This is a genomic window from Natronorubrum daqingense (genome assembly GCF_001971705.1).
GTDB classification, from domain to species: Archaea; Halobacteriota; Halobacteria; order Halobacteriales; family Natrialbaceae; genus Natronorubrum; species Natronorubrum daqingense.
Genome location: NZ_CP019327.1, coordinates 1,083,202 through 1,096,175, shown reverse-complemented (window position 1 = coordinate 1,096,175; position 12,974 = coordinate 1,083,202). Strand labels below are relative to the sequence as shown.

12 protein-coding genes are annotated in these 12,974 nt (G+C 62.4%); 9 read left to right on the top strand and 3 right to left on the bottom strand.

The features are described 5' to 3' along the window. Window positions 1-161: 161 nt before the first annotated feature. Window positions 162-1,097 carry an HhH-GPD family protein gene (locus BB347_RS05375; RefSeq protein WP_076581822.1) on the top strand — a complete coding sequence of 312 codons (936 nt, stop codon included), beginning with the start codon at window positions 162-164 and terminating at the stop codon, window positions 1,095-1,097. Between the two features lie 52 nt (window positions 1,098-1,149). Further along, entirely contained in the window at window positions 1,150-1,737 is a 588-nt protein-coding gene (locus BB347_RS05370) for an NADPH-dependent FMN reductase (protein WP_076581821.1), read from the top strand. 28 nt (window positions 1,738-1,765) lie between these two features. Here BB347_RS05370 and BB347_RS05365 read toward each other — a convergent pair whose 3' ends face one another. Next, window positions 1,766-2,410, bottom strand: a complete 645-nt coding sequence (locus BB347_RS05365; RefSeq protein WP_076581819.1) for a hypothetical protein — start codon at window positions 2,408-2,410, stop codon at window positions 1,766-1,768. Window positions 2,411-2,834: 424 nt separating this feature from the next. Here BB347_RS05365 and BB347_RS05355 point away from each other — a divergent pair, with 424 nt between their 5' ends. The 6 genes from BB347_RS05355 to BB347_RS05330 all read left to right on the top strand — a co-directional run bounded on the left by BB347_RS05355 (window position 2,835) and on the right by BB347_RS05330 (window position 10,291). Next, the gene (locus BB347_RS05355) at window positions 2,835-3,425 is read left to right on the top strand and encodes a hypothetical protein (RefSeq protein ID WP_076581816.1); all 591 of its coding nucleotides are present in this window, start codon (window positions 2,835-2,837) and stop codon (window positions 3,423-3,425) included. A gap of 102 nt (window positions 3,426-3,527) precedes the next feature. Next, window positions 3,528-4,598: a DNA-methyltransferase gene (locus BB347_RS05350; protein WP_076581815.1), complete on the top strand. Its 1,071-nt coding sequence runs from the start codon at window positions 3,528-3,530 to the stop codon at window positions 4,596-4,598. A gap of 34 nt (window positions 4,599-4,632) precedes the next feature. Beyond that, window positions 4,633-4,962: a cupin domain-containing protein gene (locus BB347_RS05345; protein ID WP_076581813.1), complete on the top strand. Its 330-nt coding sequence runs from the start codon at window positions 4,633-4,635 to the stop codon at window positions 4,960-4,962. A 27-nt stretch (window positions 4,963-4,989) separates the two neighbouring features. Then, a complete protein-coding gene (locus BB347_RS05340; protein ID WP_076581812.1) occupies window positions 4,990-6,663 on the top strand; it encodes a gamma-glutamyltransferase family protein in 1,674 nt (557 codons plus the stop codon). A 70-nt stretch (window positions 6,664-6,733) separates the two neighbouring features. Then, on the top strand, window positions 6,734-9,880 hold the full coding sequence (locus BB347_RS05335) for a PAS domain-containing protein (protein WP_076581810.1): 3,147 nt from the start codon (window positions 6,734-6,736) through the stop codon (window positions 9,878-9,880). A 114-nt stretch (window positions 9,881-9,994) separates the two neighbouring features. After that, window positions 9,995-10,291: a HalOD1 output domain-containing protein gene (locus BB347_RS05330; RefSeq protein ID WP_076581808.1), complete on the top strand. Its 297-nt coding sequence runs from the start codon at window positions 9,995-9,997 to the stop codon at window positions 10,289-10,291. A gap of 120 nt (window positions 10,292-10,411) precedes the next feature. On the opposite strand, the gene BB347_RS05325 is transcribed toward BB347_RS05330, so the two are convergent. Next, window positions 10,412-11,092, bottom strand: a complete 681-nt coding sequence (locus BB347_RS05325) for a type 1 glutamine amidotransferase domain-containing protein (protein ID WP_076581806.1) — start codon at window positions 11,090-11,092, stop codon at window positions 10,412-10,414. A 149-nt stretch (window positions 11,093-11,241) separates the two neighbouring features. Between BB347_RS05325 and BB347_RS05320 the strand changes: the two genes are divergently transcribed. Next, window positions 11,242-11,784: an Hsp20/alpha crystallin family protein gene (locus tag BB347_RS05320; RefSeq protein WP_076581805.1), complete on the top strand. Its 543-nt coding sequence runs from the start codon at window positions 11,242-11,244 to the stop codon at window positions 11,782-11,784. Between the two features lie 81 nt (window positions 11,785-11,865). Here the strand turns inward: BB347_RS05320 and BB347_RS05315 are convergent, their stop codons facing one another. Further along, on the bottom strand, window positions 11,866-12,870 hold the full coding sequence (locus BB347_RS05315; protein WP_076581803.1) for a DHH family phosphoesterase: 1,005 nt from the start codon (window positions 12,868-12,870) through the stop codon (window positions 11,866-11,868). Between the last annotated feature and the right edge of the window lie 104 nt (window positions 12,871-12,974).

The window sequence follows — 12,974 nt, the reverse complement described above, 5'->3', positions numbered from 1 at the left end:
TGGGTTTCGTGCTCGAGACGTTCGGATCCATCTCGAGGGAATTCACGCCGGCGTCCCTCGCGATATTCCAACTGCGGTAATCGTCGGCCCGTTCGCGTCGAATACGGGAGTGGCCGCCGAGAATCACCACGCCTAAACGAGGGCTGTCCCTACGACGGACGATGACCGAGCGCGACGACGCCGTCAGTCTCGGCGAGGCCCACGACCTCGAGGCCGTCCGAGACGCCCTCGTCGAGTGGTACGAAGCCGACCACCGGGACTTTCCGTGGCGGCGGACGGACGATCCCTACGCCATCCTCGTGAGCGAGGTGATGAGCCAGCAGACTCAACTTGGTCGCGTCGTCGAGGCCTGGGAGGAGTTCCTCGAGCGCTGGCCGACGACGGCCGACCTCGCCGGCGCGGACCGAGCGGACGTCGTGGGCTTCTGGACGGACCACAGTCTGGGCTACAACAACCGAGCGAAGTATCTCCACGAATCAGCTCAGCAGGTCGAATCTGAGTACGACGGCTCGTTTCCGGAGTCGCCCGACGAGCTACAGGAGTTGATGGGCGTCGGTCCCTACACCGCGAACGCCGTCTCGAGTTTCGCGTTCAACAACGGGAACGCGGTCGTCGATACGAACGTCAAACGCGTCTGCTATCGCGTCTTCTCCGTTCCCGACGACGATGCGGCGTTCGAGACGGCTGCGAACGAACTCATGCCAGACGATCGATCCCGGGTCTGGAACAACGCGATCATGGAGTTGGGCGGGGTCGCCTGCACCCAGACGCCCCGCTGTGACGAAGCCGGCTGTCCGTGGCGCGAGTGGTGTGACGCCTACGCGAGTGGGGACTTCACGGCCCCCGACGTGCCGACCCAGCCCAGTTTCGAGGGGAGCCGCAGACAGTTTCGCGGCCGCGTGGTCGGGACACTGCGAGAGTACGACGAACTCGAGCTCGATACGCTCGGCCACCGGATTCGCGTCGATTACGCCCCCGACGGCGAGTACGGCCGCGAGTGGCTCGAGGGACTCCTCGACGACCTTGCTGACGACGGACTGGTGACCCTCGAGCGAGGGGATTCCCGAGCGGAGACGGTCGCGCGGTTACGTCGATAAACGGGCGAGACTCGACCACGTTTATTTGTTCCTCGCACCCGTCATGCGGGTTATGACGAACGTCCACGTCGTCGGCGTTTGCGGAAGTCTTCGCGACGACAGCGCGACGCGTATCGCCCTCGAGTGCGTCCTCGAAGCCGCCCGAGCGGGAACGGCGACGACCGAATTGATCGATCTGCGCGAGTACGAACTGCCGATTTTCGACGCGGATCAGTCTCGAGCGGATGCGGGCGATGCCGACGCGCTCGCGAGCCGATTGCGAGACGCCGACGCGATTATCCTCGGCTCGCCGATGTACCACGGCTCGTACTCCTCGCCGCTGAAGACGGCGCTCGATTACTGCGGCTTCGACGAGTTCAGAGACACCACGGTCGGGTTGCTCGCCGTTTCCGGCGGGGCGTTTCCCGTCACTGCACTCGAGCACATGCGATCCGTGTGTCGAGCGCTCAACGCGTGGGTGATCCCTCACGAGGCCGCGGTCGCGAACTCACACAGTGCGTTCGAAGACGGCGAGTTCGTCGACGAGGACCTCGAGGAACGCGTGGCGACGCTGGGTCGCCGTGCCGTCCAGTACGCGACGATCGAACCGGATCCGGACTCGTTTCAAAGCGACCAGAACATCGGTGCAGAAGGAAAGTAAGCGACGGTGGGGACGACCGAGGCCGGAATTAGGACTCGAGCAGGTGCACGAATCGTCGCTGATGGGCGAGGAAGGCGAAGACGCCGAAGCACAGCAGCCCGAGTTGCACCGCTTCGACGCGGAAGACGACCGTCGTAATCTCGAGGGAAAGCGGCGGCGTTGCGACCGTCCACTCGACGAGCCACGCGGAGACGAGCAACGACGCGGCACCGATGGCGAGTAACAGGCTGGGGACGAACGGGGTTGAAGAACCGTCAGCGGCCCGTCGAAGCCGGAAGGCGCGGCGTTCGAATGCGAATTGACTCACGAGTATGCCGACGAGAAGAATCGTCGCGACGAAAATTCCGGCATGGCCGCCAACGGTTTCGGCGACGAGCAACCAGACGATCCAGCCGGCGCACAACAGGAGTGGGGCACCGAGTCGACGAGGATGTAACAGATCGTCGAGGTTCCGTATCGTGACGCCGAAAACGCCCGCCCTGAGGAGCGCGCCACAAAAGAGGATGCCGAGCCCGGCGAGTGCCGTCGATGCGGAGCGTGTCTCGCTCACGAGAACGAACCAAAGACCGACGGCGACCGTCTCCACCAGCGCCGCCGTGAGGGCTGCGCTCACACCGACGACCCGCCGTTGAGTCGTTTGACCCAACACGCCGGGTTGCCGAATGACGCTCATAGACACCTCCACTCGAGGAACCCTTTTCGTTATGGAAGACATTAACTCACATAGTCTCGTCAGTGCAGATATATACGGCGGGAAGTGAACGGTTTCGACCACGAGGCCGTTGGGCCCCGCCGAAAACCGGAGGCGGCGCGGTCGACACTCCGAGAGAGACGCTCGAGGAGCGAATCGACGATCCGACTCGCTACGAATCGGGTCGAGTTGTCGGCCCGGACAGTCCGTCAGGATTCCGGAGGCGACGAACTCGTGAGTGGCAGTTGGGAGAATCGATTACGTTCCGGGTCGGGCGAGCGCTCGAGTAGGCGGTGGTTACTCGTCAAAACGGTGCGGAGTAGTCGTGATGTACTCGACGTCGCCGGAGTGCGGGCGATCGAAACGTTGGATAGAATTATTTACGGGGGTGTGGTCGGGAGCGAGTATGCCTACAACTGAGGAGCAAGACGAGACGTTATCGGAAATCGTCGTCAGGGAAGCAGTCGGGATGGGACTGGAGTCTCCGCTCCGCGATTCGATCCTCGAGGCCGTCGAAGACGCCGAGGGGAAGACTGGAAGCGACCGAAATCTGCCACTCGCCGGCGCACTCTTTGGCATCGGTAGCGCACTCGGCTTTCTCGCCGGCCGGCGCTCACACGAACTCGAGGTCGGATCGCTCGAGGACATCGACGAGCCCGACATTATTCAGAACGCACTCGAGGAGACGAGAGCTAGTGACGAGGGGATGATGGGCGGTGACGAGGAAGGAATGACGGACGAAACTGATGCCGAGGTGGAAGACGGCGGTGGCTCGAGTAAGATCGGGAAACTGATACTCACCATCGGGCTGGTCGCCGGTATCGCGATTCTTCGCCAGCGACTCTCGTCCGACGAAAAAGAGGAGTGGGAACCGATCGAGGAGTTCGAACCGGCGACGGATGACGAGTCGGACGAGGACGCTGACGACGAGAGCGAGGACGACGCGATGGAAGCGGAAGCCGAAGCCGAATCCGGCGACGAGGAAACGGAGGAGTAACTGCGACGACGACGGTCTCGATTTTCGTTCGAAATTCGACGGTACCGATCGACAGTCCTCCTGCGAAGAAGCTAAGGGGGCGACGCCGACAGTGTCTATCGAATGGAGACGACCCACCGCGTTTTCGTCGGCGACTCTCGGGCCCTCGAATCGGTCGACGACGAGTCGGTCGAACTCGTCGTCACGTCGCCGCCGTATCCGATGATCGAGATGTGGGACGACCTCTTTACGAGTCTCGACCCGGCGGTCGGAGAGGCGCTCGAGGCCGGCGACGGTCGGGCAGCGTTCGAGGGGATGCACGCGCAACTCGACGCCGTCTGGGACGAACTCGAGCGCGTGCTCGTCGACGGCGGACTGGTCTGTCTCAACGTCGGCGACGCGACTCGCTCGCTCGAGGAGAGCTTTCGCGTCTACCCGAATCACGCGCGCGTCCTCGAGGCCTTCGAAGCTCGTGGGTTCGATCCGCTTCCGGACGTGCTCTGGCGCAAGCCGGCCAACAGCGCGGCCAAGTTCATGGGCAGCGGGATGATCCCGCCCAACGCCTACGTGACCCTCGAGCACGAGTACGTGCTGGTCTTTCGGAAGGGCGCAGAGAGCCGGGAGTTCGAACCCGGTGCAGACCAGCGCTACGAAGCGGCGTACTTCTGGGAGGAGCGCAATCAGTGGTTCTCCGACGTCTGGACCGACGTCCAGGGCGAGTTGCAGTCGCTCGCCGACGGACGCGACGAAGACATCCGTGACCGATCTGGGGCCTACCCCCTCGAGATTCCCTACCGACTGATCTGCATGTACTCGGCGTACGGCGACACCGTTCTCGACCCCTTCTGGGGCACCGGAACGACGACGCTCGCCGCGATGTGTGCGGGCCGAGACTCGCTCGGCTCGGAACTCGAGGACGCGTTTCTCGAGGTGTTCACCGACCGAATCGACGACGTCTCGACGCTCTCACACGCAGTTGCTCGCGCGAGACTCGAGCGACACCGCGAGTTCGTCACGCGTCGCCGCGAGGACGGCGAGACCTTCGAGTACGAGGCGACCCACTACGAGACGCCGGTCGTCACGAAGATGGAACGAGACATTCGGTTCCACGAAGTCGCCTCAGTCGACTCGATCTCCCAAAATTCGGATGATGAGTACGGCTACCGGGTCGAACACGCACCGCTCTCCGAGTGAGTACGTTTTTTGGACCGACCGACGAAGAGGAGGTATGATCGACGACGAATACACGAACGCACTCCCAGCACTGGACCCCGACGAGGGCGAACTCGAAACCGCGGAACTCGTCGTCAGCGACGACGTGCTCGTGAAGGCGTTCGCGCTCGGGCCGGGTGCCGAACTCGAGGCACACGAGCACGCGAACAGTACGAACGTCTTTCACGTCCTCGAGGGGACGGTAACGGTGCTCCGTAACGGCGAGAGCGAAGCGATCGACGCCCCCGGCGTCGTTCTCCACGAACGCGGTGCGATTCACGGGGCCCGAAACGACACCGACGAGACGGTCACCTTCACTGCGAGCCTCTGTCCGCTTCCATCATAATTTAGTTTACCAGCACTAACTCCGGGTATGACCGAGGATTTCGACCTGGATCGATTCGACTCGAGACGCTCGACCGTCTACGGAAACCGCGGGATGGTCTCGACGAGTCAACCCCTCGCTGCACAGGCGGGAGTTTCGATTCTACAAAACGGCGGCAACGCGTTCGACGCGGCCGTGGCGACGGCCGCCGCGCTCAACGTCGTCGAGCCCACGTCGACCGGACTGGGCGGCGACGTCTTCGCACTGTATCGCACCGCTGATGGCGAGGTCGGCGCGATGCGCTCGTGTGGGGGCGCACCCGCAGATGCCACCATCGAGAACGTCCGCGGCGCACTCGAGGACACCGACAGCGAAACGCTCGAGGGGTACTACCCGGAATCTCGCGGCTATGCCGTCGACAGCGCCTCGAGTGCCGACGAGTTGGGCATGCCGTTTCTCGGCCCGCACGCGGTGACGGTCCCCGGGACGGCACGCGGCTGGGAGACGACGGTGCAGGAACTGGGGCGACTCACGCTCGGAGACGTTCTCGAGCCAGCGATCGAGTACGCGACGGAGGGGTTTCCCGTCTCGCCGGTGATTTCTTACTACTGGGAGGGCGCGAAAGACCTCTTCACCGACGAGAACGCTCGAGAGGCCTACCTCTTCGACGGAGACACTCCTGACGCGGGGGAGACGGTCACGCTCCCACAACTCGGCGAATCGATGCGAACGATCGCCGAAGACGGGGCCGACGCATTCTACGAGGGCGAGATTGCCGACGCGATCGTCGAAGAGATCCAATCGGCGGGCGGGTTCTTGACGCACGAGGATCTAGCGTCGTTCGAACCCGAGTTCGTCGACCCGGTCAGCACGACGTACAACGGCGCGGAGGTCTGGGAACTCCCGCCGAACAATCAGGGACTCGTCGCACTCGAGGCGCTGAACATCGCCGAAGAGATCGGCGCTGGCGACCACCCCTACGACTCGCCCGAACGCGTCCACGCCTTCGCCGAAGCGATGAAACTCGCGTTCGTCGACGGCCACCACTACATCACCGATCCCGAGTTCGAGGAGATTCCGCCGCTCGCCTCGAAATCCTACGCTCGAGAGCGCGCTCGGGGAATCGGCGAGACGCCGATTCAAGACCCCGAAGTCGGCGTGCCAAACGCCAACGCCGAGGACGCCGACACCGTCTTGTTGACCGTCGGCGACGAGGACGGAAACCTCGTCTCCTACATCAACTCCCGCTTCGCCGGCTTCGGTAGCGGGCTGGTCGCCGGCGAGACGGGAATCGCCCTGCAGAATCGGGGCGCATCGTTCTCGCTCGACTCGAGTCATCCCAACAGCCTCGAGCCGGGCAAGCGGCCGTTTCACACACTCGTCCCGGCCATCGCGAAGTTCGATGCGGACGATTGGGCCGCGTTCGGCGTCATGGGCGGGTACATGCAGCCACAGGGGCACGTACAGGTGATCTCGAACATCGTCGACTACGGGATGACCCCGCAGGCAGCACTCGACGCGCCACGCTGGCGATACCGAGAGAGCGGGTCGCTCGGCGTCGAGGACAGACTCTCGCAACTCCCGAAACTCGCGCGGATGGGTCACGATGTCGACGTCCTCACGCCCGTCATGTTCGGTGGCGCACAACTCGTCCGGTATCGAGACGGCACGCTCGCTGGCGCAACCGAGCCAAGAAAGGACGGGAACGCAATCGGCTATTAGACGTTCTTCTACGCTGAATCTATTGCATCGTCAACAGGAGGTTTTTACCCATTCCCGACACAGAGGAATTATGGACCGAAGACTCGAGGGTCCCGAACCGGTCCACGTTCGCGCGCTCGTCGTTGGCTCGTCGCCGTGGCTCCACCAAGCAGCGACGGAGCTCTCGGCGGATTCCATCATCGTCGACGGTCCACTCCCCCCGGCTACGGACCTCGAGATGGACAGGCTCGACGCGACAGATTGTCTCGTGACGGACGAACGCGAGGTTCTCACCACGGTCAGCGACGCGTGTCCGGTCGTCTACGCCATCGACGACCTGAACGCAGTCCCACTCGAACGACTTCGGACAGACGGTGCGACGGATTTCGTTCGGAAGACGCTCCCCATCGAGTCCTCGATGCTCGCCCATCGCGTCCAACAGGCCGCCACACTGGGCGCTAAAACCCGAACCATTCAGCGACAGCGACGGTGGTACCAGGCGTTGATCGAACAGTCGTCGGACCTCATCGTCGTTGCCAACTCGAACGGAACGATCACCTACGTCGAACCGTCGGTCGAACGAGTCGGTGGGTACGACGCCGACGAGTTACGTGACAGCCACCTCACCGACGCCGTCCACGCAGAAGACGTCGCAATGGTCGAAGCCGCGTTCGAGGAACTCTGTGAGGAACCATACGGAACGACGAAACGGCTGACGTACCGGTGTCGACACGCGAACGGCGACTGGTACATCCACGAAGCCACGCTGACTAATTGGCTCGAGGACGAGGATATCAACGGTATCGTCGCATCGATTCGCGATATTACGGCCCTTCACCAGGCGGAACAGGAGTTAGACGAAGCGATGGAACGGGTCGGCGACGCGTTCTACACGCTCGATTCGGAGTGGCGGTTCACCCACATCAACGACCACGCGGCAGCACTCTTCGACGTCGATCCGGAGACCGTCCTCGGCGTCAAGATTTACGATCTCTTCCCGAATATTCTGGGGACGGCGTTTCAGTCGGCAGCGGTCGAAGCCATGGAAACGCGCGAAGCGGTCTCCATCGAGCGATACTACGAACCGATGGAGACGTGGTACAGCGCCCGAATGTATCCCTCCTCCTCCGGCATTGCGGTCTACTTTACCGACGTGACCGAGCGCATCGAACGCGAACGAGCGCTCAGAGAGCGAACGGAGCGACTCGAGATACTCGTTCAAAATCTCCCGGTGATCCTGTTCGTCCACGAAACGGACGGGACGATTTTGCTCGCAGAGGGTCGCGGCCTCGAGAAAGTCGAGCGACTCTCCGACGACGTCGTCGGCGAGTCGATTTTCGAAATTTTCAGCGACCACCCGACCGTTCTCTCGGATACGGATGCCGCAATAGGGGGCGAACAGTCGCACTCGCAGATCCGCCTCGACGACCGAGTTTTCGAATCGTGGTGGCGGCCGGTGACGGATGATGGAACCGTCGAACGCGTCATCGGCATCGCGGTCGACGTCACCGAGCGTGCGCAGTACCAGGAGGCGCTCAACGCCCTCCACGAGGCGACGAATCACTTGCTGACGGTCGAGTCGAAACAGGCCGCGTGTGAGTACATGGTCGACGTCGCGAGCGACGTCCTCGATATCGAGAGCGTCGTCTATCGCTTCGACGACCACCACAACGAACTCGTCCCGGCGGCGTACTCACACGCCTTCGAAACGAACTTCGGTCAGCCCGAGGAGCACACTCCCGACGACGGACTCGTGTGGCAGACGTTCGTCGACGGGACACCAACACTCGTCGACGACCGGACGGATACCGGCGGGACATATCCCGACCGCGCTCGAAGCGGGCTGTACGTTCCGATCGGTGAACACGGCGTCCTCGTCGCCTTCGAGACCGAGACGAACCACTACGACGACGAGACGTACGAACTAGCCCAACTCTTCGCGACGACCGCCGAAGCCGCGCTCGACCGGATCTCCAGAACGCGTCGACTTCACGGCCGCGAACGCACGCTCAAACGACAAAATATCCACCTCGAGCAGTTGAACGAGGCGAATACGGTCAGACAGGATATCGAGCAGTTGCTGTTGATGGCCGACGATCGATCGGAAATCGAACGCGGCATCTGCGAGCGTCTCGCAGCCCTCGAGGAGTGTTCGTTCGTCTGGTTCGGCGAGCCGGATCCGGGTGGCCACCAACTCGAACCACAAGCTAGTGCTGGTCGAGAACGTACGTACCTCGACACAATTTCGGTGACGACCGTCGACGACTCCGCGGCCGAACCAGCGGGCCGGACAGCGCGAACGCGAACGCCGACCTACGCCGAAAACATCGCTGACTCCGTGCGCGATGGAACCTGGCGCGTCGAAGCGCTCTCGCGAAACTATCAGTCGGTCTACGCCGTTCCGATCGTCTACGACGACTTTCTTTACGGCGTCGTCGCCATTTACGGTGACGACCGCGACGCGTTCGACGAACCGCTGCGTGACACGCTCGCCGAACTCGGCGAAACGATCGCGTACGCGATCACCGCCACCAAACGAAAAACCGCGCTCGCCGACAGTGGCGTCGACACCGTCGAACTCGAGGTCGAACTCACCGGCGACTCGCTGTTTCGTCGCCTCGCCGGCGCGCTCGAAACACGGCTGACGTTCGAGGGAGCGACGATTCGAGACGACGGGGAGCCGACGGTTTTCGCCGTCGCCAACTCCGATGCGGTGACCGAGCACTCGAGTGACCTTCGCTCACTCGAGGGGATCCACGACGCTTCGATTATCGCCGAATCCGAGGACGAAACTTTGCTCCAGCTGCAGTGTTCGGAGCCGTTTCTCGGTTCGGTCGTCGACACCGACGGTGGAACGTTGCGGACGTTCGTCGCAACGGACGACGAGACGCGAGCCACTATCGAGGTTCCCCAATCCATCGAGGTGAGAGAGCTCCTCTCCGGCCTGAATCGACGTGGGTTCTCGGCGTCGATGGTCGCACGCCGAGAACAGTCGACGACACAGCCGACGATCGACGTCGCTGCGCGCAACGCGTTGCTCGCGGAACTCACCGACAGACAACAGGAGGTCGTTCAAACGGCGTACCACGGCGGATACTTCGAGTGGCCGCGTCACACGAACGGTGACGAACTGGCCGATTCACTCGAGATCTCGCCGCCTGCGTTCCACAAGCACGTCAGAGCCGTAGAGCAGAAGCTGTTCGCGACGATATTCGACGAAACGGTGTCCGAAGGTTAATCAGTTAACCCCAGTTTGGACTGACGGCTACTCAATTAACGAGTAGGCTCTTTAGTGTGAACGGTGAACGACAGTTGAGTTCCCATTGACCGCACTGGGGGTGCGCAAAACTACATGACAGAGATGACATCACCACAGACTGCACACTCGGCGGAGTACGACACTGTGCAGTACGATCAACTCGACTCCGAACCGCTGAGCGTGACTATCGTCACCGCCGTTGCGACGTTTTGCAACGAGGAGGTGACCGAACTCGAGCCTCTCCACTACACTATCAACACCGACGCGCTCGAGCGACTGTTCGAACCCCGATCGAACGGGGTACGATCCGAGGGGGCGCTCATTTTCGAGTACAACGACTGCCTGATCACCGTTCGTGCCGACGGCGAAATTCGAATCGAATCGGCGTAGCACGATCCACAATAGCGCTCGTATTCCGTCCAGCAACCGCTGAGATGTTCGTATCGAAGACGACACGTCACGGATGACAGACGGACGGACGATCGAGAGCAAACCGAGCGAGTACGAACCTTACGCGTCCAGTTCCTCGAGAAGCGTCTGCGCTGCGGCACTCGAGGATTCGGGACCGCGGGCGGTAACGAGGTCACCGTCGACGGTGACGCTCGTGTCCGCCTCGAGTTCGGCGTCCCAGTTGCCGCCCGCGGTGATCACTTCGTCCTCGACCCAGTAGGGGAGTTTTCGACCGGTCGGCATGACGTCGTTCTCGTCGACGATGTCTGCTTCCCACTCGTTCGGGAAGCCGGTCACGTCGCGGCCGTTGACGACGAACGCGCCCTGACTATCACGAGCGAACGCGAGAATGCCGACGGCGTGACAGACGACGAGCGCCTTGCCGTCGTCACCAGCGACAGCGTCGCGGAGGAGTCTGCGGGCGTCACTGTCCTGGTTGACGTCCCACTCGGTGCCGTGGCCGCCGGGGAAGACGACGGCGTCGTACGCCTCGGCGTCCGCCCGCGCGGTCGGAATCGGATCGTTCAATCGCTCGTCGTTCTCGTGAACCGTTCGGACGTGCTCGGCGGTTTCCTCCCCGACCTCGTCGGGGTCGGCCGACGTCTCGTCGAGTTCCGGCGGTCCACCCGACGGCGTCGCGACCGTAATCTCGAGTCCGGCATCCGAGAGCGTCTCGAGCGGTTCGATACATTCCTCTCCCCAGTAGCCTTCCTCGCTGACGACGAATAGTGCTGAATCCATACCGCTTCCTACGGCGAGGAGCCTAAAAACGACCAGCCCCTCCCTCGGTTCTGCCGCAATCACGCAGTTCAACACATTCGACGCAGAGAGGCTCACTCACGCTGTGAGTGGCCTTTTTTGTGATTGGTAGTGAACATCTCACGAGAACAATGGAAGACAGATCGAATCCACTGGAGGGGCTCGAGGAACTCCTCGAGCGATTGAATCGACAACTCGAGACGGCCGTCCGGTCCTGGGAATCCGAGTTCGACACCAGAAGCCACCTCGATCTTTCCGTCGGCGAGTCGGCGATACGGCTGGATCTCGCCGATCACGGCGATTCGTTCGTCGTCACCGTCGACGTCCCCGGATTCGAGACCGACGACCTCGAGACGAGACTCCGCGGGGAGACGCTCGAGATCAGTGGCGAGCGCGAGCAGGTGCGAACACCACGACGCGAAACCGATGACGAACCCGATACTGCTGAGGAGGTCGGCGACGAGACCGAAGGCGATGAGCGAACACAACTGGCCGACGCGACGGCGGAGTACATTCGCCGCGAACGAGAGGTGACATCGTTCAGTCGTCGCATTCGGCTTCCAGATCCAGTCGATCCAGACGACGTAACGGCATCACTCAACAACGGCATCTTGACGGTCACCATCCCGAAACGCGACTCGACCAGTGGGTCACACACCATCGATATCGAGTGACCGAGATGCCACGCCGAATCCCTGTCGACCACGACCGGCGGCCGCCCCAGCAGGTGTGCGCACGGATCGACTGGCGGGGCCTCACCGGTCATCGTCGAGGTTCAGCGCGTCGAAGAAGCGACGAGTAAGTCGCCCGCCGGCGAACGCGAGCAACGCGTCCGTGTCGTTCGAATCGTCGGCGAAGAGGCCGAGTCCGATACGACCGCCCGCCATGTCGTGGTGTCCGCCGACGGGTCCGAGGTCGCCGAAGGCGCTATCGAGGGTCTCACCGATGTGTACTCGCGGATCGATCGAACGCGCGCTGAGTCGAATCGCGTCTTCGATGATTCCGTAGACGAGGACGGTATCGACGCCCTCGAGGTTCAGCAAGTAATCAGCCGCCTGCGGGAGCGCGTCCGTTTCGGTCGTTCTACCGACGCTCGCCGCGAGTGAGGAGCCACGCCGTTCTCGAGTCGCGATGGCGTGACCGATCGCGTCGATCGTTCCCGGCGAGAACGCGCTCCCGTAGAGTTGCTCGAGCGTCTCGAGGTCGGCATCCGGATAGACTGTCAGTGCAGCCTCGTACTCACGTATCGTCGGTGCGCGGACGAAATCCAGTCGCTCGCGGTGGAGTGCAAAGAGGAGCGCCGACGCCAGTCGCGTCGTCAGTTCCGTCTCGAGTTCGGAGAGGTACTCGACGAAAATCGTCGCCGTCGCGCCGACTTCCGCACGAATGTCTTCGAAGGAGACCTCGATCGGCTCGCCGGGATGGTGATCGACGACGATATCGGGCGTAATCTGTGCCGGCAGTTCCGTGTTCGATCCGGGCTGGGAGTGATCGACGAACGCGATACAGTCGTAGTCGTCAATCTCGAGGCGCTCGATCGACTCGAGCGAGATGTCGATCATGTTGACGAACGCGCGATTTTGCTGGTGAGAGATGTCGCCGCCGTAGGTAATCGTCACCTCCTCCACCCCGTGATCGGTTGCGATTCGTTCGAGTGCCAGTGCACTGGCGAGACAGTCAGGATCTGGGTTGTCGTGACAAACGATCGCCACCGAGTCGATCGACTCGAGGACGGTGACGAGTTCCGCCGCGCGGGACATACAACCGCTGCACGCGAGCAAGACGCTTGAATGCCCTGACGAAACGTGAACGAACCCGTGGGCAATCTCGGATTGATTCGGCGTAGCATCCCAATACAGCGTCT

Excerpts from the sequence above, each read along its gene's own strand:
- BB347_RS05375 (WP_076581822.1), top strand. The coding sequence starts at position 162 with ATGACCGAGCGCGACGACGCCGTCAGTCTCGGCGAGGCCCACGACCTC.
- BB347_RS05370 (WP_076581821.1), top strand. The coding sequence starts at position 1,150 with ATGACGAACGTCCACGTCGTCGGCGTTTGCGGAAGTCTTCGCGACGAC.
- BB347_RS05365 (WP_076581819.1), bottom strand. The coding sequence starts at position 2,410 with ATGAGCGTCATTCGGCAACCCGGCGTGTTGGGTCAAACGACTCAACGG.
- BB347_RS05355 (WP_076581816.1), top strand. The coding sequence starts at position 2,835 with ATGCCTACAACTGAGGAGCAAGACGAGACGTTATCGGAAATCGTCGTC.
- BB347_RS05350 (WP_076581815.1), top strand. The coding sequence starts at position 3,528 with ATGGAGACGACCCACCGCGTTTTCGTCGGCGACTCTCGGGCCCTCGAA.
- BB347_RS05345 (WP_076581813.1), top strand. The coding sequence starts at position 4,633 with ATGATCGACGACGAATACACGAACGCACTCCCAGCACTGGACCCCGAC.
- BB347_RS05340 (WP_076581812.1), top strand. The coding sequence starts at position 4,990 with ATGACCGAGGATTTCGACCTGGATCGATTCGACTCGAGACGCTCGACC.
- BB347_RS05335 (WP_076581810.1), top strand. The coding sequence starts at position 6,734 with ATGGACCGAAGACTCGAGGGTCCCGAACCGGTCCACGTTCGCGCGCTC.
- BB347_RS05330 (WP_076581808.1), top strand. The coding sequence starts at position 9,995 with ATGACAGAGATGACATCACCACAGACTGCACACTCGGCGGAGTACGAC.
- BB347_RS05325 (WP_076581806.1), bottom strand. The coding sequence starts at position 11,092 with ATGGATTCAGCACTATTCGTCGTCAGCGAGGAAGGCTACTGGGGAGAG.
- BB347_RS05320 (WP_076581805.1), top strand. The coding sequence starts at position 11,242 with ATGGAAGACAGATCGAATCCACTGGAGGGGCTCGAGGAACTCCTCGAG.
- BB347_RS05315 (WP_076581803.1), bottom strand. The coding sequence starts at position 12,870 with ATGTCCCGCGCGGCGGAACTCGTCACCGTCCTCGAGTCGATCGACTCG.